This is a genomic window from Streptacidiphilus sp. PAMC 29251 (genome assembly GCF_054208735.2).
In genome coordinates, this window is sequence record NZ_CM135725.2 from 1,566,037 (window position 1) to 1,592,097 (window position 26,061).

At 70.3% G+C, this 26,061-nt stretch carries 25 protein-coding genes and 4 pseudogenes; 15 read left to right on the forward strand and 14 right to left on the reverse strand.

Annotation, left to right across the window (positions count from 1 at the left end):
- Positions 1-2 precede the first annotated feature (2 nt).
- The 4 genes and pseudogenes from ACXKR8_RS07420 (at position 3) to ACXKR8_RS07435 (ending at position 4,326) form a co-directional block, all read left to right on the forward strand.
- Positions 3-1,157 carry an acyl-CoA dehydrogenase family protein gene (locus ACXKR8_RS07420; RefSeq protein WP_458272093.1) on the forward strand — a complete coding sequence of 385 codons (1,155 nt, stop codon included), beginning with the start codon at positions 3-5 and terminating at the stop codon, positions 1,155-1,157.
- 45 nt (positions 1,158-1,202) lie between these two features.
- Positions 1,203-2,792 (forward strand): long-chain-fatty-acid--CoA ligase, encoded by a 1,590-nt coding sequence (locus tag ACXKR8_RS07425; protein WP_458272094.1) that lies wholly within the window; start codon positions 1,203-1,205, stop codon positions 2,790-2,792.
- 29 nt (positions 2,793-2,821) lie between these two features.
- Positions 2,822-3,454 carry a TetR/AcrR family transcriptional regulator gene (locus tag ACXKR8_RS07430; RefSeq protein ID WP_458272095.1) on the forward strand — a complete coding sequence of 211 codons (633 nt, stop codon included), beginning with the start codon at positions 2,822-2,824 and terminating at the stop codon, positions 3,452-3,454.
- 42 nt (positions 3,455-3,496) lie between these two features.
- Positions 3,497-4,326 (forward strand): annotated as a pseudogene (locus ACXKR8_RS07435) (M55 family metallopeptidase).
- Between the two features lie 101 nt (positions 4,327-4,427).
- On the opposite strand, the gene ACXKR8_RS07440 reads toward ACXKR8_RS07435, so the two are convergent.
- Complete coding sequence (locus ACXKR8_RS07440) at positions 4,428-4,901, reverse strand: sensor histidine kinase (RefSeq protein WP_458272097.1); 474 nt, start codon at positions 4,899-4,901, stop codon at positions 4,428-4,430.
- Here ACXKR8_RS07440 and ACXKR8_RS07445 point away from each other — a divergent pair.
- A complete protein-coding gene (locus ACXKR8_RS07445; RefSeq protein WP_458266773.1) occupies positions 4,863-5,816 on the forward strand; it encodes a transposase family protein in 954 nt (317 codons plus the stop codon). The genes ACXKR8_RS07440 and ACXKR8_RS07445 overlap by 39 nt on opposite strands.
- Here ACXKR8_RS07445 and ACXKR8_RS07450 read toward each other — a convergent pair whose 3' ends face one another.
- From ACXKR8_RS07450 to ACXKR8_RS07460, 3 genes and pseudogenes are all read right to left on the reverse strand, one after another.
- On the reverse strand, positions 5,817-6,878 hold the full coding sequence (locus ACXKR8_RS07450) for a histidine kinase dimerization/phospho-acceptor domain-containing protein (protein ID WP_458272098.1): 1,062 nt from the start codon (positions 6,876-6,878) through the stop codon (positions 5,817-5,819).
- Positions 6,875-7,567 carry a response regulator transcription factor gene (locus tag ACXKR8_RS07455; protein WP_458272099.1) on the reverse strand — a complete coding sequence of 231 codons (693 nt, stop codon included), beginning with the start codon at positions 7,565-7,567 and terminating at the stop codon, positions 6,875-6,877. Before ACXKR8_RS07455 ends, ACXKR8_RS07450 begins: the two co-directional genes overlap by 4 nt.
- Before the next feature lie 217 nt (positions 7,568-7,784).
- A pseudogene (locus tag ACXKR8_RS07460) lies at positions 7,785-7,970 on the reverse strand (rhomboid-like protein); the annotation flags it as partial.
- A gap of 259 nt (positions 7,971-8,229) precedes the next feature.
- Here ACXKR8_RS07460 and ACXKR8_RS07465 point away from each other — a divergent pair.
- Entirely contained in the window at positions 8,230-9,639 is a 1,410-nt protein-coding gene (locus tag ACXKR8_RS07465) for a ferredoxin reductase family protein (RefSeq protein ID WP_458272100.1), read from the forward strand.
- A 46-nt stretch (positions 9,640-9,685) separates the two neighbouring features.
- Complete coding sequence (locus tag ACXKR8_RS07470) at positions 9,686-9,949, forward strand: hypothetical protein (protein ID WP_458272101.1); 264 nt, start codon at positions 9,686-9,688, stop codon at positions 9,947-9,949.
- Between the two features lie 413 nt (positions 9,950-10,362).
- Here the strand turns inward: ACXKR8_RS07470 and ACXKR8_RS07475 are convergent, their stop codons facing one another.
- Positions 10,363-10,584, reverse strand: a complete 222-nt coding sequence (locus ACXKR8_RS07475) for a hypothetical protein (protein WP_458272102.1) — start codon at positions 10,582-10,584, stop codon at positions 10,363-10,365.
- A gap of 152 nt (positions 10,585-10,736) precedes the next feature.
- On the reverse strand, positions 10,737-11,609 hold the full coding sequence (locus ACXKR8_RS07480; RefSeq protein WP_458272103.1) for an NmrA/HSCARG family protein: 873 nt from the start codon (positions 11,607-11,609) through the stop codon (positions 10,737-10,739).
- 149 nt (positions 11,610-11,758) lie between these two features.
- Here ACXKR8_RS07480 and ACXKR8_RS07485 point away from each other — a divergent pair, with 149 nt between their 5' ends.
- The 6 genes and pseudogenes from ACXKR8_RS07485 (at position 11,759) to ACXKR8_RS07510 (ending at position 17,526) form a co-directional block, all read left to right on the forward strand.
- Positions 11,759-12,193 carry a MarR family winged helix-turn-helix transcriptional regulator gene (locus ACXKR8_RS07485; RefSeq protein ID WP_458272104.1) on the forward strand — a complete coding sequence of 145 codons (435 nt, stop codon included), beginning with the start codon at positions 11,759-11,761 and terminating at the stop codon, positions 12,191-12,193.
- A gap of 159 nt (positions 12,194-12,352) precedes the next feature.
- Positions 12,353-12,910, forward strand: coding sequence for a TetR/AcrR family transcriptional regulator (locus ACXKR8_RS07490; protein WP_458272105.1), 558 nt, complete (start codon positions 12,353-12,355; stop codon positions 12,908-12,910).
- A gap of 17 nt (positions 12,911-12,927) precedes the next feature.
- A pseudogene (locus ACXKR8_RS07495) lies at positions 12,928-13,223 on the forward strand (hypothetical protein); the annotation flags it as partial.
- A complete protein-coding gene (locus ACXKR8_RS07500) occupies positions 13,220-14,239 on the forward strand; it encodes an NADPH:quinone reductase (RefSeq protein WP_458272106.1) in 1,020 nt (339 codons plus the stop codon). The pseudogene ACXKR8_RS07495 and the gene ACXKR8_RS07500, both read left to right, overlap by 4 nt.
- A 298-nt stretch (positions 14,240-14,537) precedes the next feature.
- The gene (locus ACXKR8_RS07505; protein ID WP_458272107.1) at positions 14,538-15,827 is read left to right on the forward strand and encodes a TULIP family P47-like protein; all 1,290 of its coding nucleotides are present in this window, start codon (positions 14,538-14,540) and stop codon (positions 15,825-15,827) included.
- Positions 15,828-15,966: 139 nt separating this feature from the next.
- The gene (locus ACXKR8_RS07510) at positions 15,967-17,526 is read left to right on the forward strand and encodes a TULIP family P47-like protein (RefSeq protein WP_458272108.1); all 1,560 of its coding nucleotides are present in this window, start codon (positions 15,967-15,969) and stop codon (positions 17,524-17,526) included.
- Positions 17,527-17,623: 97 nt separating this feature from the next.
- On the opposite strand, the gene ACXKR8_RS07515 is transcribed toward ACXKR8_RS07510, so the two are convergent.
- From ACXKR8_RS07515 to ACXKR8_RS07535, 5 genes are all read right to left on the reverse strand, one after another.
- Positions 17,624-18,547, reverse strand: coding sequence for a UTP--glucose-1-phosphate uridylyltransferase (locus ACXKR8_RS07515; protein ID WP_458272109.1), 924 nt, complete (start codon positions 18,545-18,547; stop codon positions 17,624-17,626).
- 166 nt (positions 18,548-18,713) lie between these two features.
- Positions 18,714-20,315, reverse strand: coding sequence for a glycerol-3-phosphate dehydrogenase/oxidase (locus tag ACXKR8_RS07520; RefSeq protein ID WP_458272110.1), 1,602 nt, complete (start codon positions 20,313-20,315; stop codon positions 18,714-18,716).
- Positions 20,312-21,838 carry a glycerol kinase GlpK gene (gene glpK, locus ACXKR8_RS07525; RefSeq protein ID WP_458272111.1) on the reverse strand — a complete coding sequence of 509 codons (1,527 nt, stop codon included), beginning with the start codon at positions 21,836-21,838 and terminating at the stop codon, positions 20,312-20,314. The genes ACXKR8_RS07520 and glpK overlap by 4 nt, the downstream gene beginning before the upstream one ends.
- A gap of 59 nt (positions 21,839-21,897) precedes the next feature.
- Entirely contained in the window at positions 21,898-22,608 is a 711-nt protein-coding gene (locus tag ACXKR8_RS07530; RefSeq protein WP_458272112.1) for an MIP/aquaporin family protein, read from the reverse strand.
- A 127-nt stretch (positions 22,609-22,735) separates the two neighbouring features.
- Positions 22,736-23,500 (reverse strand): IclR family transcriptional regulator, encoded by a 765-nt coding sequence (locus ACXKR8_RS07535; protein ID WP_458272113.1) that lies wholly within the window; start codon positions 23,498-23,500, stop codon positions 22,736-22,738.
- A 245-nt stretch (positions 23,501-23,745) separates the two neighbouring features.
- Between ACXKR8_RS07535 and ACXKR8_RS07540 the strand changes: the two genes are divergently transcribed.
- Positions 23,746-23,952, forward strand: coding sequence for a hypothetical protein (locus ACXKR8_RS07540; RefSeq protein WP_458272114.1), 207 nt, complete (start codon positions 23,746-23,748; stop codon positions 23,950-23,952).
- Here the strand turns inward: ACXKR8_RS07540 and ACXKR8_RS07545 are convergent.
- Positions 23,949-24,497, reverse strand: a complete 549-nt coding sequence (locus ACXKR8_RS07545) for a WYL domain-containing protein (protein WP_462100384.1) — start codon at positions 24,495-24,497, stop codon at positions 23,949-23,951. The genes ACXKR8_RS07540 and ACXKR8_RS07545 overlap by 4 nt on opposite strands.
- A 331-nt stretch (positions 24,498-24,828) precedes the next feature.
- A pseudogene (locus ACXKR8_RS07550) lies at positions 24,829-24,936 on the reverse strand (WYL domain-containing protein); the annotation flags it as partial.
- Positions 24,937-24,998: 62 nt separating this feature from the next.
- Between ACXKR8_RS07550 and ACXKR8_RS07555 the strand changes: the two are divergent.
- Complete coding sequence (locus ACXKR8_RS07555) at positions 24,999-25,601, forward strand: TIGR03086 family metal-binding protein (protein ID WP_458272116.1); 603 nt, start codon at positions 24,999-25,001, stop codon at positions 25,599-25,601.
- Between the two features lie 83 nt (positions 25,602-25,684).
- Here the strand turns inward: ACXKR8_RS07555 and ACXKR8_RS07560 are convergent, their stop codons facing one another.
- Positions 25,685-26,017, reverse strand: a complete 333-nt coding sequence (locus tag ACXKR8_RS07560) for an antibiotic biosynthesis monooxygenase family protein (RefSeq protein WP_458272117.1) — start codon at positions 26,015-26,017, stop codon at positions 25,685-25,687.
- Between the last annotated feature and the right edge of the window lie 44 nt (positions 26,018-26,061).

Genomic DNA, 26,061 nt, shown 5'->3' on the forward strand with positions numbered 1-26,061 from the left:
CGATGGACTTTTCCCCCAACGAGGACCACGCCGCACTGAGATCCGCCCTCGCCGCGATCACCGCCCCCTTCGGCGGCGCCTACTACACCCGCAAGGCCGAGGCCAGGGAGTTCACCACCGAGCTGTGGCAGGCCCTGGGCAAGCACGGCTACCTCGGCATCAACATCCCCGAGTCCCACGGCGGTGGCGGCGCGGGGCTGGTCGAACTGGCCATCGTCTGCGAGGAGACCGCCGCCCAGGGCTGCCCGCTGCTGCTGCTCCTGGTCTCCAGCGCGATCTGCGGCGAGGTCATCGCCACCTACGGCACCGACGCACAGCGCGACACCTGGCTGCCCGGGCTGGCCAGCGGGGAGGGCAAGGTGGTCTTCGCGATCACCGAGCCCGACGCCGGGTCCAACACCCACCGGCTGTCCACCACCGCCACCCGCGCCGGCGAGGACTGGGTCCTGCGCGGCCAGAAGTACTACATCTCGGGCGTGGACGAAGCCGACGCGATCCTGGTGGTGGCCAGGACCGGCACCAATGCGCAAACCGGCGACGCCGAACTGTCGCTGTTCCTCGTCGACACCGACGCCCCCGGACTGGTCGCGCAGCCGCTGCCGGTGTCGGTCAACCTCCCCGAGCGCCAGTTCACCCTGTTCTTCGACGATGTCCGCGTCGGGGCGGACCGGCTGGTGGGCACCGAGGGCGACGGGTTCCGCCAGGTCTTCCACGGACTGAACCCCGAACGGGTGACCGGCGCCGCGCTGTGCGTCGGCATCGGCCGCTACGCCCTGGCCAAGGCCAGCGGTTACGCCAACGACCGGGTGGTCTGGGACCGTCCGATCGGCGCCCACCAGGGCGTCTCCCACCCCCTGGCCAAGGCGAAGATCGAGGTCGAGCTAGCCGCCCTGATGACCGCCAAGGCCGCCTGGCTGCACGACCAGGGCCTGCCCGCCGGCGAGGCGGCCAATATGGCCAAGTACGCGGCGGCCGAAGCCGCGCTGGCCGCGGTCGACGCCGCGATCCAGTGCCACGGCGGCAACGGGGTGGCCACCGAGCACGGTCTGATCCCGCTGTGGGGGCTGGCCCGGCTGCTGCGGATCGCTCCGGTGAACCGGGAAATGATCCTCAACTACGTGGCCCAGCACTCGCTCGGGCTGCCCAGGTCCTACTGAACCGGCCCCACTCAACCGGTGCCACCGAACCGCAAGGAGCAGACCGTGCCCCCGTCCCCGCAGCCCCAGGCCAACCTGATCCAGCGCGTCAACGTGGGCGACAGCCTGACCAGGGCCGCCGCCCGCTACCCGAACCGCACCGCCCTGGTCGAGGGAGCACGTCGGCTGACGTACACGGAGTTCAACGCCTGGGTGAACCGGACCGCCAACGCGCTGAGCCGCCGCGGCTACCAACGCGGCGACGCGCTCGCCCTGGCCTGCGGCAACAGCGCCGAATTCCTGGTCACCTACTACGCCTGCGCCAAACTCGGCGTGGTCTGCGTGCCGATCAACCTCGGCTGGCGCGCCAACGAGGTCGCCTACGTCCTCGGCCACTCCCGGGCCCGTGGGATCGTCGCGGACAGCACGCTGCTGCCCGGCCTGGCCGCGACCCTCGCCCAACTGCCGACCCTGACCGATGTGTTCGCCGTGACCGAGGACGGCGGGACTCCACAGGACTCGGAATTGATCACCTTCGCTGACCTGACGGTCACTCAGGACGACTCCGAGCCACAGTACTTCGTCGACGACCGCGACCCGATCAGCTACCTCTACACCAGCGGCACGACCTCCGCGCCCAAGGGTGTCGTCGGCAACCACACCGCCATCTACCTGGAATCCCTGGCCATGGCCCTGGAGGCCCGGTTCACCGAGCAGGACCGGTTCGTCGCGATGCTGCCGATGTTCCACACCGCCCAGCTCAACTGCCACTGCACCGCCGCCGTGATGGTCGGCGCCGCGCTGTACATCGAGCGCGGCTTCGACGCCGCCCGGCTGCTGCAACTGATCGAGACCGAACGCATCACCCAGATCTTCGGCCTGCCGATGATGTACCGGCAACTGCTCGACCACCCCGACATCGCCCGCCGGGACCTCTCCAGCCTGCGTCGCGCCCTGTACGCGATGGCGCCGATGCCCGAGGCGCAGCTGCGGCGCTGTCTGGAGGTGTTCGGCTGCGACTTCTACCTCCTGTTCGGGCAGACCGAGATGAGCCCGACCGCGACCCTGTTCCGCCCCGAGCACCAGCTCACGCACCCGGGCGCGGTCGGCACCCCGGTCGCCAACGTCCAGGTCGCGATCATGGACGGCAGCGGGGCGCTGCTCGCGCCGGGGAACTCCGGCGAGATCGTCTACCGTGGGCCGCACACCATGACCGGCTACCTGGACGACCCGAAGGCCACCGACGCCGCTTTCGCCCACGGCTGGTTCCACTCCGGCGACATCGGCCACTTCGACCAGGACGGCGTGCTGTGGTTCAGCGACCGGCGCAAGGACGTGATCAAGACCGGCGGTGAGAACGTCGCCTCCCTGGAAGTCGAGAAGGCCCTCTACGCGGCCGACGACGACGTCGCCGAGGTCGCGGTGGTCGGCCTGCCGCACGAGCGCTGGGGCGAGGCCGTCACCGCCGTGGTCGTCCCCCGCGCCGGAGCCGGGCTCGACGGTCGGGCCCTGATCGCCAAGGTCAAGACGCTCATCGACCCCTACAAGGCGCCCAAAGCCGTCATCGTGACGGACGCACTGCCGAAGACCTCGACCGGCAAGATCCAGAAGAATGTGGTGAGGGAACAGTACGCCCGGCACTACCAGGTGCACTGACCATGCCCAGGGCACGGCAGGATAGAACCATGGAGACCGACGACGTGACAGTCGACGCAGCCGCGTCCACCCGCACCAGGGATCCCGCGCGCAAGGAACGCATCCTTGCCGCGGCAGCCGACCTGGTCGCCCGCAACGGCTTCCACTCGGTGTCGATGGCGGACATCGGCGCGGCGGCCGGCATCACCGGGTCCGGGATCTACCGGCACTTCGGCAGCAAGTCCGCGGTCCTGGTCGCCCTGTTCGACCGGGTGATCGACGGCCTGCTCCGCGAGGAGCAGCAGGTCGTGCAGCAGGTGCCCGATCTGGGCCAGGCGCTGACCCGGCTGATCGCCGGCCAGGTCGAGTTCGTCGTCGCCGACCGTGAGCTGGCCCAGGTCTACCACCACGAGATCCACAACCTGCCCGAGGAGGACCGCCGCAGGCTGCGCCGCAAGCAGCGCCTCTACCTGGAGGAGTGGGTGCACCTGATGGCGGAGCTGCGCGCCGGGCTGACCGACACCGAGGCCCGGACCCTGGTCCACGCCGCGATCGCCGCGATCCAGTCCACCCTGTTCCACAGCGCGGGCCTCCCCGAGGACCGGCTCCGCGAACTGCTCAGCGACTCGGCGAGGGCGGTGCTGGGCATCGCATCGCCCGACCTGGCGGAACCGGCGGAGTAGCGACCGGCGTCTCCTTAACGATCAAGCTAAGGAGTACCAGCGGTGCGGATCTACATCAGTGCGGACATGGAAGGCATCACCGGGCTGGTGGACGCCGAGGACGTCCAGCCCGGCGGGCGGGACTACGAGCGTGGACGGCTGATGATGGCGGAGGACGTCAACGCGGCCGTCCGGGGCGCCCTCGCGGCCGGCGCCACCGACATCACCGTCAACGACGCGCACGGCCCCATGCGCAATATCCGGCCCGAGGCCCTGCACCCGGCGGCCCGTCTCATCCGCGGCAGGCCCAAACAGATGGGCATGCTCGAAGACCTCACCCCGAGCACGACGCCGTGGTCTGCGTCGGCTACCACTCCCGGGCCGGTGTGCTCGGCGTGCTGAGCCACAGTTTCATGGGCCATGAGATCGAAGACATCTGGCTGGACGGCCGACCCGTGGGCGAGATCGGCCTGGCCCAGGCCACCGCCGCGGCCCTCGGCGTTCCGGTGGCGGTCCTCACCGGTGACGACCGCGCCTGCGCCGAGATGGACGCCTGGGACGCCGCCGTCAGCACCGTGGCCGTGAAGTACGCGCGGGACCGCTTCACGGCGGAGCTGCGTCCGGTGGCCGAGGCCCGCGCGGCCATCGAGGAAGCAGTCGCCGCCGGCCTCTCCGCACCGCTGCCGACCCCGTCGGCGCCCATGGGCCCGTCCACCCTCGCCGTCCGCTGGCAGTCGGCCTCGGTGGCCGCCACCCTGCTGGGAATCCCAGGGGTCACCTCGACGGACAGCCGAACCGTCCAGGCCCAGGGAGAACTGCCCGACCTGTACCGGCTCTTCGGCGTGTGGATGCGCGTGGCGGCGTCCCTGACCAACCAGCCGCCGTACTGCTGACGCCCCCGGACGCCCCGGCGGGCGCCCGCCGGGCCCGACCGGCTCAGCCCCACCCCCACACCCAGCCGTGCCGTCCTGCCTGCCTGCCTGCCTGCCTGCGCTCAGCCGAGCCCCGCACTGGGGGGCTGCGGCAGGGTCAGCGTGGCCCGGAGTCCGCTGGTGGGGGCCTGGTCGAGGTGGAGGGTGCCGCCGTGGAGTTGGGTCTGTTGTTCGACCAGGGCGAGCCCGAGGCCTGACCCGTCGCTGCGGGGGTGCGGGCCCCGGGCGAAGCGCGCCTTCATGGCCTCTCTGAGGTCCTCGGGGATGCCGGGCCCGTCGTCGGTGACGCTCACCTGGACGGCGGCGGTGTCCGCCTGCAGCTCGACCTGGACCCGCCCATGGGCCTTCCCGTGCAGCGCGGCATTGTCGAGGAGGTTGTCCAGGGCCAGCCGCAGCCCGGTGGGCCAGCCTTCGACCAGGGGGGAGGCGCTCGCGGGTGGAGTGATGCTGGTGCTGACGGCGCGGTGTACGAATAACGATCGTGGTATTGCCCGGACATGAAGCAGGCCGTGCGGTGGAGTGGTGTTGTGACGCATCACCCGGGCCGCACGGCCTTGTCCAAGCGTATCTTCACCGGCCTCCAGCCGCGGCGACTCGGCAAACTCGTCGCCGAACTCGCCGGCGTCTGGACTGCTGCCGAGGAATCCCGGCTGCGTGAACGCCGAGGCCACGAGCGGTTGCGTGCGGCCGGGGCCGGCCCCGACCACGATCTGGTGTTCGTGGACCGGATCATCGTGACCCTGGTGGCGCTGCGCTTCCAGCTCCCGCACGCGGCCCTGGCCGAGCTGTACCGAGTGGACCGCTCCACGGTCACCCGCGCGATCCGTGAGATCAGACCGCTGCTGGCCGCACGCGGATTCGCCGTCAAGGACCATCCCGAGCTGCGGCTTCGCACCCTGGCCGACGTCTTCGCCTACGCGGCGGCCGAGGGCGTCGAGCTGCGATTCGACGGGACCGAGGTCCAGGTCCGCCGCCCGCGCGCCAACAAGCCCGGCCGACGTGCGTTCGTCTCGGGCAAAAAGAAGATGAACACCAAGAAGGCCACCGTCGTCACCGACGGCCAGGGCCGGACTCTGTGGGCCGGGGCGTTCCGCCCCGGGCGGATGCACGACCAGACGGCGGTGCGCACCGAGGGAATCGCCGACCTGTTCAGGCAGTTCCCACAGGTCAAAGCCAAGGTCGACGCCGGATACCGGGGCCTGGCGAAGGAGTTTCCCGACCAGGTCCAGGCTCCGCCGCTCAAACCGAAGAAGGACGCGACACCCCAGGAACTCGCGGCCTGGAACGCGGAACGCCACCAGCAGTCGTCGGAGCGCATCTGCGTGGAGCACGCCAACGCCGAGCACAAGCAATGGCGCACCCTGCAACGCTTCCTCGGCCGCCGCGAAGACTTCGACGAGACCTACACAGCCGTAGCCGGCCTGGTCTCCGACCGCGCTGCCGAGAGGTGATCACCCATCAGACAACCCGCCAGGCCGACACGCCCTGACCTCAATCGCACACAGCGCCGTGAGCGTGTAGGTGGTCTCGGGGTGACGGCGCTGGGCCCGCCGCACGGCCTCGTCCAGGAGTTCCGCCATGTCCACCGAGGCACGGGCGGGCAGCGCCTGTGCGTCCCCGCGGGCCAGCGTCTGCAGGCCCTCCAGCAGCGTGGTGATGCGGTGGTGCTCGACGGCCATCGCCGCCAGCGCGTCGGCCCGGGTCGCGGCCGGCAGGTCGGGATTGCGCTGCAGGGTCTCCAGGGTCATCCCGAGGCTGGTCAGCGGCGTGCGCAACTCATGGCCGGCGTCAGCCGTGAAGCGGCGGGTGGCGAGCATCCCGGACTGGAGCTGGTCGAGCATCCGGTTCAGCGCGGCGGACAGGTCGGCGACCTCGCGTGGACGGTGGACCGTGGGCAGTTGCTGGCCGGTGTCGGCGGGGCGGATGTGCTGGGCGCCGGTACGCAGCCGTTGCAGGGGCTGCAGGATGATCCGGCTGAGCAGCCACACCCCGATCCCGGCCAGCAGCGTGGCGAGTAGCGTGACCAGGGTGACCAGGCGGGTGTTGTCGGCCAGTCGCTCCTCGATGGGTTCGAGGTTCTCCAGGACCTGGAGCCGGTCGCCGCCGGTGGTGCTGACCGGTTCGACCAGCGACCGCCAGGACTGACCGCCGACCCGTACCGTGCTGTAGCCGTCACCGGTCGGAACCGGGACGGGGGTGGCGGGTTGTTCGCCGCGTTGGGCCACGACCTTGCCGTTGGCGATGAGGCGGACCAGGGACTGGCTGCCGGCCAGCAGGCCGCCGTAGTCGTCCTCGCCGCGTCCGCCGGCGCCATTGCCCTGGCTCAGCAGCTTGTCCGCGTCCTGGCGGACCTTCTCGGTGCGGGAGGCGAGCTGGCGGTCGACGTCGGTGCGGTCGCTGTGGTCGATCCGCACCACGATGATCAGACCGGCCAGGGCCACCAGGACCATCACCAGCAGCGCCACACTGGCGGTGATCTGGGAGCGCAGGCTGCGCGGCAGGATGCTGATCATGTGCGCAGGACGAAGCCGACGCCGCGCACGGTCTGCAGGATCCGGGTGTCGCCGTCCGCCTCCAGTTTCTTGCGCAGATAGCCGATGAAGACGTCGACCACATTGGTGTCGACCTCCCAGGTGTAGCCCCAGACCTGCTCCAGCAGCTGGGTGCGGCCCAGCACCTGGCCGGGACGGTGGGCCAGGGCCAGCAGCAGGTCGAACTCACGGGTGGTCAGATTCAGGTCGCGTCCGGAGCGGGTGGCCAGTCGGCGGGCGGGTTCGATGGCCAGGTCGCCCAGGACCAGGGGTCGTTGTTCGCTGCTCTCGTGCAGGCGGACCAGGGCGTGCAGGCGGGCGGCGAGCTCGGCCACCGAGAAGGGCTTGACGACGTAGTCGTCCGCGCCGGCCGCCAGGCCCGCGACCCGGTCCTCGACCTCGTCCCGCGCGGAGAGCATGCACACCGGGATGGTGCGGCCCTGGGCGCGCAGCCGGCGCACCACCTCGACGCCGCCGATTCCGGGCATCATCACATCGAGGACCACCACGGCCGGCAGGTGCGCGGCGATCTCCTTGAGCGCCTGTTCACCGCTGTCGGCGTCGCGGACCTCGAAGCCTTCAAGGCCCAGCGCGAGCCGCAACGCCTGGCGCACGCCCCGGTCGTCGTCCACGACCAGCACCTGCGGGGTGCGACGGGAAACGGTGACCACCCACCAATCTGTGCGGCCCGGGCCTGGTGGCCGGGAAGTCCATCATCGCGGCCCCCCTGGTCAGGTCCTGGGATCCCGGACCGGGGCCGCGTTCGTGTCCGGCTTGCAACCGGCAGTGTTCAGCCTGGACTGCCTTTCACAAGGCAGCCTAAGAATCCGGGACGGAGCCGAGCGCCGCTGCGGGGCTCAGCCGGGACCGGGGCCGAGCGCTGGCCGCGGCCAGCACCGTCCAGCGGACTGGGCAGGACACCAGGCCGGTCAGGGCGCCGAGGCAGGCCATCAGGCCGAAGCTGACGCCGTAGTCGAGGCGCTGCAGCGAGGACGGCGGCAGGTGGCCCGCGGCGACGGCCAGGCCCACCGGGATCTCGGTGGCCAGCGTCGCCAGCACATGCCCCAGCACGAACCCGAGCCCGGACAGCGAGAACAGGCCGCCGTGAACGGCGTGCGCCTGAGCATCAGCGTCCCCTTTCCTCGTGCGGTCCCCTCGTCCCGCTCCACCCTGCCCGGCGAAATCACAAGGCAGCTTAAGGAGCCGCGACAGAGCCGGGAGCGCTTCTTAAAGCGGTCACAAGAAGGCCGACCAGGCTGGTGACCGCAGCGTCCGCCAGGCGCTGCCGCCTGCCGTGCCCCGCACTTCTGTCCCCGCTTGGAGGAACTGACCGATGACGACCTACAAGGTGGCCCCGCCGGTAGGCCACCGACGGCCGCCCACCCGCTGGCGCGGGACCTTCCGGTTCACTCTGGCCGACGTGCTCGGCCCGGCCGCCATCGCCTCCGTGGTGGCGGTGGTCTGTCTGTGGCTGCTGGACCAGGGCCTGTTGAGCCTGACCACGGTGGACACCGCGATCGGCTCGCTGGGTCTGCTGTCCGGTCTGGTGGCCTCTGATCTGATGCTGCTTCAGATGGTGCTGATGGCCCGGATCCCCTGGGTCGAACGCGCCTGGGGACACGACCTGCTCACCCGCAGGCACCGCTGGATCGGCTTCGCCTCGTTCTGGCTGATGCTCGCCCACGTCGCCCTGTTCGCCCTGCAGCGGGTCCAGCGCGACCCCGCCGCGGCCTGGCAGCAGCTGTGGACCGTGTTCGTCACCGACTCCTGGATGCTGTTCGCCAGCGTCGGCACCATCCTGCTGATCATGGTGGTGGCCACCTCCGTCCGGGCCGCACGGCGACGCCTGCGCTACGAGTCGTGGCACCTGATCCACCTGTACGCCTACTTCGGCATTGCTTTCTCGTTCCCGCACACGCTGGCCGACGGCTCGGACTTCCACCAGCCCGCGGCCCGTGCCTACTGGTGGACCCTGTACCTGTTCGCCGCCGGCACCACCGTGCTGTACCGGCTGGCCCTGCCCGCATGGCGCTCCCTGTACCACCGGATCCGCATCACCGGCGTGGACACCGAAGCCGACGGAGTCGTCTCGGTGCACATGCGGGGCCACCGGCTGGACCGGCTGCGCACCCAGTCCGGACAGTTCTTCATCTGGCGGTTCCTGGACGGCCCCGGCTGGTCCCGCGGCAACCCCTACACCCTGTCCGCGGCCCCCACCCCCGACCGGCTGCGGGTGACCATCAAGGCCACCGGCGACGGCAGCACCCGCGCCGCCGGCCTCAGGCCCGGCACCAGGGTCCTGATCGAGGGCCCGTACGGGACGCTGACGGCCAAGCGGCGCCGCAACGAGCGGATGCTGCTGATCGCGGCCGGCATCGGCATCACCCCGATGCGGGCCCTGCTGGAGGACGCCCCCTTCGGCCCCGGGGAGACCACCCTGATCTACCGGTACACCCAGGCAGAGCATGCCGTCTTCGTCGACGAACTCAACGAGATCGCGGCACGCCGAGGCGTCGAACTGCTCTTCCTGCCCGGACCGCGACGCGCGGGCGACTCCTGGCTGCCGGCCGATCCCCACCACGGCACCGACGACGCGCAGACCCTCAAGCTCCTGGTGCCCGACATCGCCGACTGCGACGTCTACGCCTGCGGACCGCCCGCCTGGCTGAGGTCCGTACGCAAGTCCGTGCACCGCGCGGGCACGCACCGGGACCACCTGCACACCGAGGAGTTCGCCTGGTAGCGCCGCCCCCCACACCCTCACTACCGCCATCGCTGAAGGAGAAACCATGCGACGCATCACCCTGTGGATCACCGCGACTCTGGCCGTCACCGCCCTGTTGTTCACCTACCAGGCCGACCTCGCCGGTGTGGGCGGGAAATCGGGCGAGTCCAAGAACGACAGCGGCTCCAACGCCCCCCAGGTCCCGGGCCAGCCCACCAGTAGCGCCGCGCCAGGGAGCGCCGCACCAGGCAGTTCCGCACCGGCCAAGGCGGGCGACAACTCACCCGGTGACAACACCCACTCGGACAAGCCCGGCGAGAACAAGTAACCAAGCCCGCGGCGCATGTCGGCGGTGACCTTCGGTGACCGCCGGCATGCGCCGACTCCTACTTTCGATCATGAGCCAGAACGAGGCGAAGCCCACCCGTCAATGACGGTGCGTCAGCAGGTCGTGAGCCCATGCCCGTTCCACCCACGGGCAGGGCCTCCGGCCAACGGGCCCGAATCCGGGGTGCGCTCGCCCCGCCGGGCGTGGGCGTGGGCATGGCTGCGGTCATCGTCGTGGCTCCAGGAGGCTCGCGGAGGGAGGGGATCCGGAGCACACTCTGACCGTCGTTCTTGTGATGGCCCTAAGAAACCCGAACTGCCCCGCCCGGCCATGGCACCCGCTACCGCTACCGCACCCGGACGGTGCGCTGCGAGGGGGCGGTCACGGCCCGACGGGGTGTTCGCCGTGGGGGTCTACTTGTTCTCACCCGGCTTGCCGGTCTGGCTGTTGGTCGCCCCCGCCTTGCCGCCGTCGTCGGCCTTGGCGGTGCTGGAGCTGCCCGGGTTCGGCGAGGAGGAGGAACTGACCGCGGGTGCGGTGCTGGGGGCGCTACTGCCTTCGGACACGGTGACGATGCCGAAGGCCAGAGCGACCGCCGCGGCGGCGGAGACGATCCACAGAACGATACGACGCATGATTACTCCTTGGTGGGGCCGGAACACTCACCAAGCCTGCCGAGCCAGTTTGTGACTGCTCTAAGGACACGAGCAACCCGGCATCGGCTCAGGGGCCTCAACCACACGCAGCGCCTCCTGGCCGCCGTAGGTGTGGAAGACGCCCGCCCGGCTCACCGCGCCGACGCCTTCCAGCCGGTGTCGCGCAGCCAGGACCTCAGTGTGGTCAGGTCCGGGTGGCGCTCGCGCAGGGCAGCGAGGTCGGCGCGGTACCCCTCGCGGTTGAACCAGTCGAACATGGCGGCCATGTCCTCGCTCATCGCGCGAAGCTGCGCCATCGGCAGTTCCTGGAATCTCGCGGGCATGCCGGCTGCTTCCGCGAACGCCTCGGCCATCTGCGCCCCGGTGAGCGCGTCACCCGCGATCTCGACCTTCCGGCCGAGCCAGTGCTGCGGGTCGTCGAAGGCATCAGCGGCAAAGACGGCGATGTCCCGGGTCGCGATCATCTGCAGCACGGTCTCCGGCGCCAGCCCAAGGGACAGGACCAGCTCGCCTTCCACCAGAGTCGGCCCGAATGACGCGAAGTTGTCGATGAACATCGCCGGCCGCAGGACGGTGGCGGGCAGGCCGAGGGCTTCGATGTGCCGCTCGATTGCGGCCTTGCTCTCGAAGTGCGGCACGCCGCTGCCGCGTTCGGCCCCACCGACCGAGCTGTAGACCACGTGGGCGACCTCCTCCCACCCGGCGACGTCGGCCACCGACCGCCCCTGGCGCTCCTCACCTGTGACGCCTTCCGGCGTGGTGAAGGTCTGCACGCTGAAGACCCCGTACGCCCCGCGCATCGCGGCGTGCAGCGACGCCGTGTCGTCCAGGTCGCCGCGAACCAGCACCGCACCATGATCCGCCAGCCTCCGCGCCGCGGGCGCCTGCGGATCGCGTACCAGCGCATGGACCTCCCAGCCACGTCCCAGCAGCTCCCTTGCCACGGCTCCGCCCTGACGCCCCGTCGCGCCGATCACCAGGATCCATCCCGGTCGAACACTCATGTCCAGCCCCCAAGCACAGGAAAGTAGTTGGCTGGCCAAACATAATCATTGGCCAGCCAACTGTCTACCCACCTCGTGCATCACCATCAGCGGCAAGGCTGCCGTAGTATGTGGCCGGACAAGCAACTGGAGACCGTAAAGGGGCGCCCGTGGAGCAGTACGGCGAGATCAGCCACCTGGCCGTCCGACTCGCCCGCGCGCATCGGGTGGCAGCGGCGCGCCTCCTGCAGCGCGTCGGCCTGTTCCCCGGCCAGGAACTCCTGCTGATGCGGCTGTGGGACCACGACCACCAGTCCCAGCGCGACCTGGCCGCCGCGCTGAAACTCGACGCCTCCACCGTCACCCGGACTCTGCAGCGCCTGGAGCAACAAGGGCTGATCACCCGCTCGCCCTCGCCGACGGACGGCCGCTCGATGATCGTGTCCTTGACACCGCAAGGCACCGAACTGCGCCCACAGGTCGAACAGCTCTGGGCCGAGCTGGAAGCGCTCACCACCGCCGGCCTGTCCGACCGCCAACGCGGCGACGCCGTCCGTCTACTCCGCCGCCTCGAAAAGAACCTGACTCCCGACCCTTCCGAGTAGCGGAACAGAACCGGCCCGAACGCGGCCGGACAGCAGGCACGACACCCGGGTTTCTCCGCGACGTGATCCCCGCCACATCCGCCCGCGCGGCAAACAGAACCAGTGTTCTGTATGGTGGGGGCAACAAGCAGAAGCAACATTCTTTTTGCAGGAGGTGCGGTGCCTCGACTCACCGATGCACGCAAGGAACTCCGGCGCGCCCAGATCACCGAGGCCGCCGTACGCTGCTTCAGCCGCAACGGCCTGGAGCGGACCTCGATCGCCGACATCACGGCCGAGTCCGGCCTGTCAGCCGGCTCGATCTACACCCACTACCGCAACAAGGCCGACCTGGTTCAGGCCTCCGCCCACACGGTGCTCGCCAAACGCGGGGAAGCCCTCGGCGAGTACGCCGGAAGCAACACCCCGCCCGACCCCGACGAACTGCTCGCCCGCCTGATCGCCGACATCGACCCGGTCGAAGCCCGGGTCGGCGTGCAGACCTGGGGCGAGGCGACCAACAACCCGGCCATCCACGGCATCGTCGTCGACACGATCGACCAGATGCGCGCGATGGTGCACGACAGCGTCACCGCCTGGCTGGTCAAGGTCCAACACCTGGAGCCGGCCGAGGCCCAGGAGCGCGCCACCCCGATCGCCCACCGCGTGCAGAGCCTCTACCTGGCCCAACTGCTGTATACCGCCCTGCAGTCACCGGCTGAGGAGACCGCGCCATGACCGCCCTGCGCGACTAGGGCAAGACCGGCGCGATCGGTCTGGGCTGCGTCACTCTCGACGGTCTGCGCCGCGCCCTGCCGGCGGGCATCGCCTGCCTGCCCAAGGCGAGGTCGGCCTGCCCCCGCTACTGCACCGAGCCTCCAACGTGCTGCTCATCCCCGGCACTGCCAATCCCGCTCACCTCGAAGCCAACACCGCCTCCGGCGGGATCACTCTCGACGCCGCCACCCCGGCCACCCTCGACGCCATTGAGTCCGCTCCGCCGCAGTCCCCATCGGCTGACCGGCGCCCCCCTTGTAAGGACAGATCATGAAAGCCATCGTCTACCGCGACAACGGCGGCCCCGACGTTCTTCGGCTCGTCGACCGCGACCTGCCCGTGCCCGGCCCCGGCGAGGTCCGGGTCCGGGTCGCCGTGTCCGGGATCAACCCGACCGACTGGCAGGCCCGCTCCGGCCCCGCCCACACCAAGCAGTCCTCCGAGATCACCCCGCACCTGGACGGCGCCGGCGTGATCGAAGCCGTCGGTGAGGGAGTCGACCGGAGCCGGGTCGGCCAGCGGGTCTGGCTGTTCATGGCTGCCGCCGGGCGGCCCACCGGCACCGCCGCCGAGTTCACCGTCGTACCGGCCGAGCGAGCCGTGCCGCTGCCCGACGAGGCCGGCTTCGACGTCGGCGCCGCACTCGGCGTCCCCGCGCTGACCGCGCACCGCGCGCTCACCGTCGCCGAGGACGGCCCGCGCCGCCTGCGGCCGGGGGCGCTGGACGGCACAGTCGTGCTCGCCGCCGGCGGGGCCGGTGCGGTCGGGCACGCCGTGATCCAGCTCGCCCGCTGGGCCGGCGCGACCGTGATCAGCACGGTCAGCGGACCGGAGAAGGCCCGACTGGCCACCGCCGCCGGCGCCCACCACGTGATCAACTATCGACAAGAGGATCCGGCCGCCGAGATCCGCAGGATCGCCCCGGACGGCGTCGACATCGTCGCCGAAGTGGCGCTCGGCGCGAACATCGCACTGGACCTGGCCGTGCTGCGGGCGCGCGGCACGATCGCGACCTACGCCAACGACGGCGGCAAGCCGGTCGAACTGGACGTGCGGCACAACCTGGTGCTCAACACGCGCCTCCAGTTCCTGGTGCTCTACACGGCCGGTCCGCAGGCGCGCGCCGCGGCCGCCGAGGACGTCGCCGCCGCGGTCCGCGACGGCGCCCTGCCGGTCGGCGAGGAACACGGCCTGCCACTGACCCGTTTTCCGCTCCACCGCACCGCCGACGCGCACCGCGCGGTGGAGAGCGGCACAGTCGGCAAGGTCCTGGTGGACATCACGTCCTGACGCCCGCCTGGAACGTCCCGTAGCGGCGGGCCCGCGGGTCGCCGACTTGATCAGGCACGCATCGCCCGCCCCGGGGCCGTGATGGCCGCGAAATAGATATCTGTCTCAGCAGAATTCATCGGACCCGCCCGCCCTGCAATTCCGCCGTACACGGGCACCATGGCCACCGGAATGCATTTCCAGCACCAGGGGAATCATTTTCCACAGTTGTGCGAAAGCGTTGACACCGCACGGAACCTTGGGAATCCTCAACTCCAGGCGGAGTGGCCCAATTGGCAAAACGCTCATCGGGGGGAACATGAACATCTACGGCTGGGACACGGTCAGCGCACTCTCCGTGGAGACGGCGAACAGCGCTCTGGCACAGAACTCGAACAAATTGATCTCGGATTTCAAGGTCAGCGGCGAAACGCTGTCGACTCCGTACGATCTTCAGGGTGAATTCGGACCCTGGCGCATTGTTCCCGGGGGCTCCGGCAACCTGCTGCGGCTCGCCGTGCCGATCGCGGCCGGCACCGTCCGCCCGGGCGCCGCGGCCGGCATCGACCTCGCCGGGTGCACCGCTCTGGTGGACGTCTCGCTGGAGCTGCTGCCCGCACCGGACGGGCACAGCCAGGACCTGGTGTTCGCCCTGCACCAGGCCGGGCAGCTCGGCGACCAGGGCCGTCCCGGCGTGATCACGCCGGTCGGCCTTCAGGGGCCCGGCGCCACGTCCGCCGCCCTCGGCGCGGTCGGCACCGGCCTGGTGCTCAACGGCGTGGCCGAGTCGCTCGCGGCGAACGCCCACGCGGTCTCCTTCGTCTTCGCCTCACTGAACCCGATGGCGCCCGGAGCAGGCAGTTGGCTCGCTCCGGTGCACTCGGCCTTCCTCTACCAGGAGACCGTCGGCGGGGCCGGCCATCTCGCCATCCTCAGCACCACCACGGATCGCGACGTCAGCGGGCTGCAGCACACCGTGGATCCGGAACTGCTCGCGGGGGGCGGCGAACTCGCCTTCGCGATGTCCACGGACCTGTTCCTGACCCACCTGGTCGCCCCCGGACTCCCCCAGGTCTTCGGCGGCGGCGCCAACCCCGGCTGCTTCGGCTACGACCCGGCGAAGCACGTGATCACCGCCGCGCACGGCTTCGGGACCTCCTCCGTCAAGGAAGGCGCCATCTGGTACACCCCGCAGGTCACGTCCTTGAGCCTGGGCGTGGTCGGCGGTGCACTGGCCCTCTCGGTGAACGGGAACTGCGACCTCAAGGCCGGTATCTCGATGGACTGGTGGATCACCAGCCAGTACTCGATGCGGTACGCCCCGGCCGGGCAGAGCATCTCCTTCAGTCCGGACCAGGGCTCCCGCTCCGGTCACACCGCCCACATCCCGTGGTGGTTCTGGGCGGGCGGACCGCTGGTCGAGTCCATCACCCAGATCGTGGTCACGATGATCTCCGACAGCCTGGCCGGCGTCCTCAGCGGACGCCTCGGCTCCACCGGCCTGGGCACGATGGCCGCCACCTCGGTCCACTGGCAGGGCGTCCAGGCGTTCAACGCCACCTCGGCCCGGCTGGACGGCGCCCTGATGGTCAACGGCAACCCGGCCTGACCCGCCGCACGCCAGAGGACCCACAAACCCGCACCTCCGCACGTCCGCACGTCCGCACGTCCGCACGTCCGCACGTCCGCACCAGGCCCTGAGCACAGCCCTGTCGCCCAACCATGCCCAAATCAAAGGAGTGGAACTGATGGCCGTTCAGCACTATCTGCCGCAGATCGACGAGGACAAGGTCCTGCACATCGAGGTGGAACCGCTCAAGGCCAGCGCCGAGCGGGTCAGCCCCGCCCACCAGCTGCTGAGCAGCGCCACCCGGGTCGCCGCCACCGCGGCGTCCTCGGTGCCCTACAACACCAACGGCTGGGACACCGTCTACGTCATCCCGCTGCCGGACGTGAACAACGCCATCGCGGTCAAGAAGACCTCCCCCACCAAGTGGTCGGGGAACATCCCGGCCTCGCTGTTCAGCCCGGCCATCGCCGCCACCGGCACCTTCGGCACCTGGTCCCTGGCCACCGGCGGCTCCGGGTCGATCGTGCGCATGCACATCCCCTTCACCGCCGCCCTCACCGCCGGGACCACCAACATCCAGGTCAACGGCGGGATCGCCTACGTCGAGGTCAAGCTCATCTACATCCCGCAGGCGCCGAGCGCCGGCACCACGCCCAACAACCTCAAGGTGCGCACCACCGGCGGGAGCCCGGACGACCCGGTGGTCACCGTCTCCTCGGTGACCTACACCGCGCCGAGCCCGGTGGACCCGAGCCTGGTGAACGTCCTGGAGCAGTTGCTCGGGCAGTGGTTCAACGCCAACCTGCAGCAGTTCCAGCATGTGTTCGCGACCGTCGACCTGGGCGTGAACGAGGCCGCCGGAGACTTCGCCTGGCTCAGCCCCACCGAGACCAACTACGCCTACATCGACAACACCGACATCACCAAGGCCCTTCTCGGCGTGCTGAGCATGACCGAGAGCAGGTCCGACGAGGGCGCGGTCCAGGAGATAGCGGCCGGAGCGATTCCGCCCGGGGCAAGGGCCAGCTTCAACATGTCGCTGGAACGCTTCATGAGCAAAATGGTGCTCCCCAGCATCCCCGCGGAATTCCCGAAGGCGCCCAAGGGGACATTCGTCCTGGGGAACAACGACACCCAGATCGCGGCGACATCGAGCTTCAACCTGGACCCGGTGAAAATAGCCGGAGTCAACTACACCCCCAACGTCACGTCTTACACGATGACGTTGACCGGGTCCACCCTCCAGACCTACATATACGTACACACTCCGATCTCACCGGGAATCGACTCGTACGCCGAGATCACGTACTACACCGGCATGCAGTTGGCCACCAAGTCGGACGGCACCCAGTCGCTGACCTGGGTTCAGCTGCAGAGCCCGCTGGAACACACCTGGTACACGGTGGAGCCCTGGGTGCAGATCACCGAGGCGGTGGCGGACGTGGTGCTGGCCGTCATCGGCGCGGTGGTCGGCGGGGTGGTTCCGGTGATCGAGCGCACGGTGGTCCGGGTGCTGGTCGCGCTGCTGGTCGGCGGCGTGGTCTCGGCCGTGGCGGCGGTGCTGGAACAGGTCCCGCAGTGGATCGCCGGCTCGGTGCCCGACGCCGTGCCCAGCCTGAACGCCCTGGTGACCGGGGCCACCGGGGCGATGAAGTGGAGCGACTCCACCAGCTTCAAACTCACCGAGGCCGTGCTCAACGGCGGCCTGCAGCTGGGAGGCAACCCGTTCGGCAGCTGAACCGGGCAGCTGAACCGGGCAGCTGGTGCGCTCCGCTGGGCCCGGTCCAGCGGAGCGCACCGCTGCGCGCCGATCGACCACCCGTCAACACAGCGGCTCAGCGGGTCAAGCCACTGGCTGCGGCCGGCCCGGTGTCGAGGTCGCGGGCGAGCTGACGCAGGCGGGGGCCGTACTCGGGGTGGGCCAGCGCGGAGGCGAACTGCGCGACGAGGTAGTCGGCCGGGTTGCCGGTGTCGTACCAGCGGCCCTGGATGACCTGCCCGTACACGGCCCGGGTGGCCGCGTAGGCGTTGATGGCGTCGGACAGGTAGACCTCGCCGACGCGGTGGTCGTACCAGCGCTTGGTCTGCTCGCGCAGTTCGTCGATGATGCCCGGGGTGACCACATAGCCGCCGATGGCCGCGAACGCGGAGGGGGCGTCGTCCGGCTTGGGCTTCTCGACCAGGCCGGTGATCCGCAGCAGGCCGTCGTCCAGGTCCTCCTTGACCACCGGCACGCCGTAGCGCTGGGAGTCGCCGGGCTCCATCGGCAGCAGCGCCAGGACCGGGCAGCGGGTCGCCTCGTACGCGCGGATGAGCTGCTGGGCGCGCGGCACCTCGGCCACGAACACGTCGTCGGGCCACAGCACGAGCATCGGCTCGTCGCCGAAGTTCCGGCTGGCGTTCAGGACCGGGGTGCCGTTGCCGTAGGGGCCGTGCTGGTCGAGATAGGTGATGTGACCGCGCCGGGACAGCTCGGCGACCTCCTCCACCGCGTCCGCGTACGCGATCTTCCCGTCCGTGCGCAGTTGCTCGACCAGGGCCGGGTTGGGCCGGAAGTGCTCCTGGATCAGTCCCTTGCCGCCCGAGACGACGATGGTGATGTCGGTGATGCCGGACGCCACCAGCTCGCGCACGGTGTGCTCGATGACCGGCTTGTCGCCGACCGGCAGCATTTCCTTGGGGGTCGCCTTGGTGAGCGGCAGCAGGCGCGAGCCGAGCCCGGCAGCGGGGATCACTGCTCTGCGGATCGTGGTGGCCATGAGATCTCTCCCGGTCGGACGGCACGCCACGCCTACTGGCACAGCACTCCCCGACGCTACCAATTCACCGGGCGGAATTTGTGCTGCTTTGGGTACCCGGGCGCAGTCGACTTTGGGTACCCGGGCGCAGTAGACCTCCGCTCCGGGCCCCTCCGGCGACAGGCCCTCAGTCCCGCGGCTGGGTGGCGAGGAACGCCTCCACCTCGGCCCGGACCTCCGGTGTGTCGAGGCCGCGCACCACCATCGTGGTGCGACGACGCAGCACGTCGTCCGCGGTGTAGGCCCACTCGTGCGCCGCCGCATAGGCCACCTGGGCCCACACATCGGGTCCGTCGGCGTGGATCGGAAGGCCCAACTCAGGGTTTTGATCGATGAGTTGGGCGATCTCAAAGGACAGCGTGCCATAGTGCGTGGCCAGATTGCGGGCCACCAGGGGATCCATCCGGGTGCCCGGCTCGCGGTCCACCAGCAGCCGGTGCGCCACCGCGTCGGGGCTGGCCACGCCGGGCAGCGGGACGGTCCGCGGAATCGCCGAGATGTCCTCGGCCAGGCCGGTTCCCGACACCTTCGCCAGCTTCTCCAGCACCACCCGGCCGATGTGACGGTAGGTCGTCCACTTGCCTCCGGCCACGGACAGCATCCCGCCGCGGCCCTCGGTCACCACCGTCTCCCGCTTCGCGGTGGCGGTGCCGTCGGGACCGCCCGGCAGGACCCGCAGGCCGGCGAAGGAGTAGGTGACCAGATCCCGGTCCAGGTGCTCGTCCTGGACCGCGTGGCCCGCCTCGCCCATGATCTGGTCGATGTCGGCCGCGGTGGCCCGCACGTCCGCCGGGTCGCCGGTGTACTCCTCGTCGGTGGTCCCCAGCAGGACGTGGTCCTCCCACGGGATCGCGAAGGAGACCCGGTACTTGTCGATCGGGATGGTCAGCGCCGCGTGCCACGGCGCCTTCCGCTTCACCACCACATGGGCGCCCTTGGACAGCCGGATGCTCGGCGCCGCGCCCGGGTCCTCCATCGCCCGCAGGTGGTCCACCCACGGGCCGGTCGCGTTGAGCACCAGCCGGGCGTTCACCCCGAACTCGCTGCCGTCAAGCTTGTCCCGCAGCTCCGCGCCGGACACCCGGCCGCTGTTCGCCCCGCTGCCGCCGGTGAAACGCAGCCCGGTCACCTCGGCGTGGTTCAGCACCACCGCTCCGGACTCCGCCGCGGCCCGGACCGTCATCACCGCGACCCGCGAGTCGTTCATCTGGTGGTCGCCGTACACCGCCACCGAGCGCAGCCCCTCGGTCTTCAGGGCCGGCACCTGACGCGCCGCGTGCGCGGCGGTGGAGACCCGGCCGGTGCCGTCCCGGAAGGCCGACAGCGCCGAGTAGAGGAACACGCCCGCGCCGAGCTTGGCGGCGCCGTGCGGGCCGCCCTTGTAGACGGGGACGAAGAAGGTGAGCGGGTTGACCAGGTGCGGGGCCACGTCGGTGGCGAGGCTGCGCCGTTCCTTGTGGTTCTCCGCGACCAGTTTCACCGCGCCGGTCTGCAGATACCGCAGCCCGCCGTGGACCAGCTTGGACGAGGCGCTGGAGGTGGCGCCGGCAAAGTCGCCCGCGTCCACCATGGCGACCCTGAGCCCGGACTGGGCGGCGGTCCAGGCGACGGCCGTGCCGAGGATGCCGCCGCCGATGACCAGCAGGTCGTAGGTGGCGCTGCTGAGCAGGTGCCGCGCCTGCGCGCGGCTGGCGGAGTGGTTGGCGCCCAGCGTCGGAATGCTGTTCATACGTTGTCTTCCTCGATCCATCCCATGGTGCGCTCAACAGCCTTGAGCCAGTTCTTGTACTCGCGGTCCCGGGTGGGCTGGTCCATCCGCGGGGTCCACTCGGCCGCGCGGTGCCAGTTGGCCCGCAGCGTGTCCAGGTCGGGCCAGAAGCCGACGGCGAGGCCGGCCGCGTAGGCCGCGCCCAGGGCGGTGGTCTCGGCCACGAAGGGGCGCTCGACCGGGGCGTCCAGCACGTCCGCGATGTTCTGCATCAGCAGGTTGTTGCTGGTCATGCCGCCGTCGACCTTGAGCGCGGTGAGGGTCACCCCGGAGTCCTTGGCCATCGCGTCGACCACCTCGCGGGTCTGCCAGGCCGTGGCCTCCAGCACCGCCCGGGCCAGATGACCCTTGGTCACATACCGGGTGAGCCCGGTGATCACGCCGCGCGCGTCCGAGCGCCAGTACGGGGCGAACAGCCCGGAGAAGGCCGGCACGATGTACGCGCCGCCGTTGTCCTCGACCGTGTTGGCGAGGGTCTCGATCTCGGCCGCGGTGGAGATGATGCCGAGCTGGTCGCGGAACCACTGCACCAGCGAACCGGTGACCGCGATGGAGCCCTCCAGGGCGTAGACCGGCTTCTCGTTCCCGATCCGGTAGCCGACCGTGGTGAGCAGCCCGTGGTAGGAGTTGACGGCCTTCTCACCGGTGTTGAGCAGCAGGAAGGTACCGGTGCCGTAGGTGCTCTTGGCCTCGCCCTCGCGGAAGCAGGTCTGCCCGAACAGCGCGGCCTGCTGGTCCCCGAGCGCGGACGCCACCGGCACGCCCTCCAGCAGCCCGACCGCGTGCCCGTAGACCTCGGCGGAGGAGCGGATCTCCGGCAGCACCGACGCCGGGACGTCCATGGACTCCAGGATCTTGGGGTCCCACTCCAGGGTGGCCAGGTTCATCAGCATGGTGCGCGAGGCATTGGTGACGTCGGTGACGTGGACCCCGCCGTCGACGCCGCCGGTCAGGTTCCAGATCACCCAGGAGTCCATGGTGCCGAAGAGGATCTCCCCGGCGTCCGCGCGCTCGCGCAGTCCTTCGACGTTGTCCAGCAGCCAGCGGATCTTGGGTCCGGCGAAGTAGCTCGCCAGCGGCAGCCCGGTCTCGCGGCGGAAGCGGTCCTGGCCGACGTTGCGGCCCAGTTCCTTGCACAGCGCCTCGGTGCGGGTGTCCTGCCAGACGATGGCGTTGTGCACCGGCGCGCCGGTGTTCCGGTCCCACAGCAGGGTGGTCTCGCGCTGGTTGGTGATGCCGATCGCGCGGATGTCCGCCCTGGTCAGGTTCGCCTTCTCGAGCGCCCCGGCGATGACCGACTGGACCCTGGTCCAGATCTCCGCGGCGTCGTGCTCGACCCAGCCGGGCTGGGGGAAGATCTGGCTGTGCTCCTGCTGGTCGACGGCGACGATCCGGCCGTCGGCGCCGAAGATGATGCAGCGGCTGGAGGTGGTGCCCTGGTCGATCGCGGCGATGTACTGGCCGTCATTGGACAGTGAGATCACGGCTGGTCCTCTGCTGGGGAAGGAGGCGGATGGAGAGAAGGGGGAGAGCGGGTCCCGGGTCAGAACGCGGCCTTGTAGAGCAGGCCCGAGAGAACGGCTCCGATGAGCGGCCCGGCCACCGGTATCCAGGCGTAGCCCCAGTCGGAGCTGCCCTTCTTGGGTATCGGCAGCAGCGAGTGGACGATCCGCGGGCCGAGGTCGCGGACCGGGTTGATCGCGTAGCCGGTGGGCCCGCCGAGCGAGAAGCCGATGCCGACCACGGTGAGCGAGGTGATCAGGATGCCCAGACCGGACAGTCCGAGCTGGGTGTTGAGGCCCTGGGTGAGGATCAGCAGGCAGAGCACCATGGTGGCGATGATCTCGGTGACCAGGTTCTGCACCGGGTGCCGGATCTCCGGGATGGTGGCGAAGATCCCGAGCGTGGGCTCGTCGTTCTCCTGGAACTGGCCCAGGTAGACCAGGTAGACCAGCGCCGCGCCGATCATCGCGCCGAGGAGCTGCCCGGCGAGATAGACCGGGACGTGGCTCCACTGGCCGGTCTTGACGGCTATCGCCACCGTGACCGCCGGGTTGAGGTGCGCGCCCGACAGCGTCGAGGACACATACGCCCCGACCATGACGGCGAAGCCCCAGCCGAAGGCGATGGCGATCCAGCCGGCCCCGTGGGCCTTGGATCTCTTGAGCGTCACGGCAGCGCAGACGCCACCGCCCAGCAGGATGAGCAGGGCGGTACCGAGCAGCTCGCCTACGAAGATGTGGCCGTTGGACACAACGACTCCTTCTATTGCCGTGAACGTCGTTCGACAATGTCGACCGGTATGCGGCAGTTTTCTCCCCTGGACGCTTCGAAGTCAAGACCGCACAGGGAAAAAACACCCAAGACGACTCAGACCGGTCTCAGAACCGGGCGGCGCCCAGGTCCCGGGAGATGGCCCGGGCCGCCTCGCGCACCGAGACGACGAGGTCGGACCGGACCGCGCCGCCCTCGCACACCCGCTCGACCGCGCCGCTGACGCAGACCGCGCCCACCGGGTTGCGGCGGCGGTCCTGGATCAACGCACCGATGGACGCCACCCCCTCCCAGGTCTCCTCGACCGAGGCGCTCCAGCCGCGCTCGCGGGTCAGCGCGCTCTCCTCGTCGATCGAGACCAGGTCGGTGAGCGTCCGCGAGGTGTAGCGCTCGGGCGGGAAGTCGTCGAGCTCCCCCCGTGCCACCGGGTCGTGCGCCAGCAGCACCTTCCCCAGCGCCGTGCTGTGCAGCGGCTGCATGCTGCCGACCTCCAGGACCTGGCGGCTGTCGTCCGGCCGGAACACATGATGGACGATCAGCACCCCGTGCTGGTGCAGCACTCCGAGGTACACGGTCTCGCCGCTCGCCCGAGCGAGATCGTCCGCCCAGACCAGGGCGCGGGCGCGCAGTTCGTGGACGTCCAGATAGCTCTGCCCCAGCCGCAGCAGCTCCGCGCCGAGCTGGTACTTGCCGCTCTCGGCATTCTGCTCGACGAAGCCCTCCTGCTGCAGCGTCCGCAGGATTCCATGCGCGGTGCCCTTGGCAAGCCCGAGGGCAGCGGCCACCTCGGACAGGCCGAGCCGGCGTTCGCCGCCCGCGAGCAACCGCAGGATGGCCGCCGCACGCTCAAGCGACTGGATAGGGCCGGGCATCGCACACCTCCAGGGGGTCGGTCGACAATGCAGAATACCTGCCGGTGATGTCGACCGCCTCGTACTCTCCCAAGAGTGTGCCAGTCCGGCCGCCGACACTCCACCCGGTACCGGCCGGGGATCTGACAAATCTGCCGGAATATGACATGGGGGACATGGGCAGCCCTGAATCCGTTCGGGACAATTGAGGCCTGCGAAGGGATTTCCTTTTCATCGCACCCCACCCCCGCGAGAGGAGCGCCTTCGTGCGCGCCGACGTCGTCCGGATGCTGCGGCGTCCGCTGTGGTCCGTCCTCGACAGCCTCAGCACCTACGGGCTCAGCACGGTCGTGGTGGCGCCGCCGGGTTGGTGGGACCACCCCTGCTCGCCCTGGCGGCTGGAGCGCGCGCTTGCCCTCCGTCCGGTGCTGGACCGGGCGGAGCTGATCCCGCACTGGCACCCCGAGCGCTAGCGCTCCGTCCGCCCGGTCACGTCCTCGACCGTCGTCGACGGCCAGTACATCCGCGCGAGTTCGGCCGCCAGACTCGCCAGCCACTCCCGGGCCGAGGCGGGTGAGAGGATCTCCACCCGGGGCCCCAGACCGGCCAGTTGGGCCGCGATGATCTCGGGTGAGGGGCCGGCCACCTCGATCTCCACCTGGTCACCGGCGAGCGGGTCGCCGATCCGCAGCCGGCCGCCGAACAGTTCCTCCAGGATCGGCAGCGACCGCACATCGGCCCTGGCCTGCACGGTCGCGGTGAGCATCCGTTCCTCGACCTGCGTGGCCAGGGTGCGCCAGACCGCGGCGAGGTCGAAGCCGTCCGGACGGGCCACCGGTTCGCCGGTCGGCTCGACCGAGGTGATCCGGCTGAGCCGGAAGGTCCGCAGCCCGTCGTCGGTACCGGCGACCAGGTACCAGACGCCGGCCTTGGCCACCAGGCCGAGCGGATGGACGGTGCGCACATCGGCCGGTTTGCGGGGACCGGCGTAGCCGAGCACGATCTGGGTGCCGTCCACCACCGCCTGCTGGACCGCGTCGAGGTGCGGCGGCGGCGCGGCCGTGCTGTTCCGGCGCCAGTCCGGTGCCGTCGACGACCAGGGCCCTGGACGCGGCCTCGGCGCCGGACCGCAGGGTGGCGGGCAGCGCACGCACCAGTTTGCGCAGGGCCATCCGCAGTTCGGGCGTGGCCGCCGCCGACGGCCCCGCGACCAGGAACAGCGCCCGGATCTCGCCGGCGTTCAGACCGGTGAGATCCGTCCTGGCCCCGCCCACCAGGGACCATCCGCCGCCCCGGCCGCGCTGCGAGTAGACCGGGATGCCGGCCGCCGAGAGCGCCATCAGGTCGCGTCGGGCCGTGCGTTCGGAGGTCTCCAGTTCCTCGGCCACCTCCAGCGCGGTCACCCGCCCGCGCCGTTGCAGCAGCAGCAGGGTGGCCACCAGACGATCGGCTCTCATATCTGGATATTCTCCTTCCAAACAGGCCACAGGGTGGCCGGTTTGACCGGCAGGCTGGAACCATGACTGAAACCGCCACCACCCCTGAGACAGCCGCTGCCGACCCGCGGGTCAACTTCGCGAAAGCCGTGTCCCTGGCCGGGGAGACCCTGGCCGGCGTACGCCCCGAACACTTCGACCTGACCACGCCCTGTCCCGAGTACTCGGTGCGGCTGCTGTCCAACCACCTGGTCGCCGTGCTGCGCCGGGTGGCCGCGATCGGCCGGGGCGCCGATCCGTTCAGCCTCCCGGGCATCGCCGAGGACGTCGCCGACGGCGACTGGGCGAAGGCCTGGACCGAGACCGCCCACGATGTCGAGGCCGTGTGGTCCGACTCCTCGCTCCTCGGCCGCCCGCTCCAGCTGCCGATGGGGACCCTGCCGGGCGCGGTCGCCATGGTGATCTACTCGACCGAGTTCACCGTCCACACCTGGGACCTGGCCACCGCGACCGGGCAGAAGCCGGCCTGGGACCAGGGCGTGCTGGCGGTCTCGACCGGTTCCATGCGGCACGCCGTCCCGGCCGGAATCCGCGGCGGCCCGGCGCCGTTCGGCCCGGTGGTCGAGGTTCCGGCGGACGCGCCGGCCATCGACCAGCTGGTGGGCTGGTACGGCCGCCGGCCATAGCCGGTTGACGAGCCGGTTGACGACGACTGTCCGCGGAAGCCCAGCAGGCTTCCGCGGACAGTCGTCGTTGTGGTCGGGCAGGTTCACCCGGTGTCGCCGGGGTTCAGCTGCAGGGCCACCTGGTAGACCGCCGGGTGGGCGGTGACGTGCAGCCCCGGGTCCTGGAACATCCGTTGGACCGACGCGCGCCAATCGGGGTCGGCCTGAGCGTCGGCCAGCTCACGCTCGCTGTCCCACTCGGCGACGTTGACGAAGCGCAGTGCGTCGTCCGCCCCCAGCGACCGGTGCAGCCGGGCCCGGACGAAGCCCGGCTGACCGGCCATCAGCTGGGCGTTCTCGGTCCAGCGCAGCAGAAAGCGCTCCGACTCCGCCTGCGGAACGTTGAACGCGTTGATGAGTGTGACGGGTCCACTCATGGGTGGTCCTCCTTCGTGGTTCTGTGGTTTCCCATGACCGTGAC

Coding starts and splice junctions, on each gene's coding strand:
- ACXKR8_RS07520 (WP_458272110.1), bottom strand. CDS start 20,315: ATGAACAGCATTCCGACGCTGGGCGCCAACCACTCCGCCAGCCGCGCG.
- ACXKR8_RS07500 (WP_458272106.1), top strand. CDS start 13,220: ATGAAAGCCATCGTCTACCGCGACAACGGCGGCCCCGACGTTCTTCGG.
- ACXKR8_RS07555 (WP_458272116.1), top strand. CDS start 24,999: ATGACTGAAACCGCCACCACCCCTGAGACAGCCGCTGCCGACCCGCGG.
- ACXKR8_RS07430 (WP_458272095.1), top strand. CDS start 2,822: ATGGAGACCGACGACGTGACAGTCGACGCAGCCGCGTCCACCCGCACC.
- ACXKR8_RS07535 (WP_458272113.1), bottom strand. CDS start 23,500: ATGCCCGGCCCTATCCAGTCGCTTGAGCGTGCGGCGGCCATCCTGCGG.
- ACXKR8_RS07515 (WP_458272109.1), bottom strand. CDS start 18,547: ATGGCCACCACGATCCGCAGAGCAGTGATCCCCGCTGCCGGGCTCGGC.
- ACXKR8_RS07505 (WP_458272107.1), top strand. CDS start 14,538: ATGAACATCTACGGCTGGGACACGGTCAGCGCACTCTCCGTGGAGACG.
- ACXKR8_RS07420 (WP_458272093.1), top strand. CDS start 3: ATGGACTTTTCCCCCAACGAGGACCACGCCGCACTGAGATCCGCCCTC.
- ACXKR8_RS07475 (WP_458272102.1), bottom strand. CDS start 10,584: ATGCGTCGTATCGTTCTGTGGATCGTCTCCGCCGCCGCGGCGGTCGCT.
- ACXKR8_RS07510 (WP_458272108.1), top strand. CDS start 15,967: ATGGCCGTTCAGCACTATCTGCCGCAGATCGACGAGGACAAGGTCCTG.
- ACXKR8_RS07450 (WP_458272098.1), bottom strand. CDS start 6,878: ATGATCAGCATCCTGCCGCGCAGCCTGCGCTCCCAGATCACCGCCAGT.
- ACXKR8_RS07445 (WP_458266773.1), top strand. CDS start 4,863: ATGAAGCAGGCCGTGCGGTGGAGTGGTGTTGTGACGCATCACCCGGGC.
- ACXKR8_RS07470 (WP_458272101.1), top strand. CDS start 9,686: ATGCGACGCATCACCCTGTGGATCACCGCGACTCTGGCCGTCACCGCC.
- ACXKR8_RS07480 (WP_458272103.1), bottom strand. CDS start 11,609: ATGAGTGTTCGACCGGGATGGATCCTGGTGATCGGCGCGACGGGGCGT.
- ACXKR8_RS07465 (WP_458272100.1), top strand. CDS start 8,230: ATGACGACCTACAAGGTGGCCCCGCCGGTAGGCCACCGACGGCCGCCC.
- ACXKR8_RS07440 (WP_458272097.1), bottom strand. CDS start 4,901: ATGCGTCACAACACCACTCCACCGCACGGCCTGCTTCATGTCCGGGCA.
- ACXKR8_RS07560 (WP_458272117.1), bottom strand. CDS start 26,017: ATGAGTGGACCCGTCACACTCATCAACGCGTTCAACGTTCCGCAGGCG.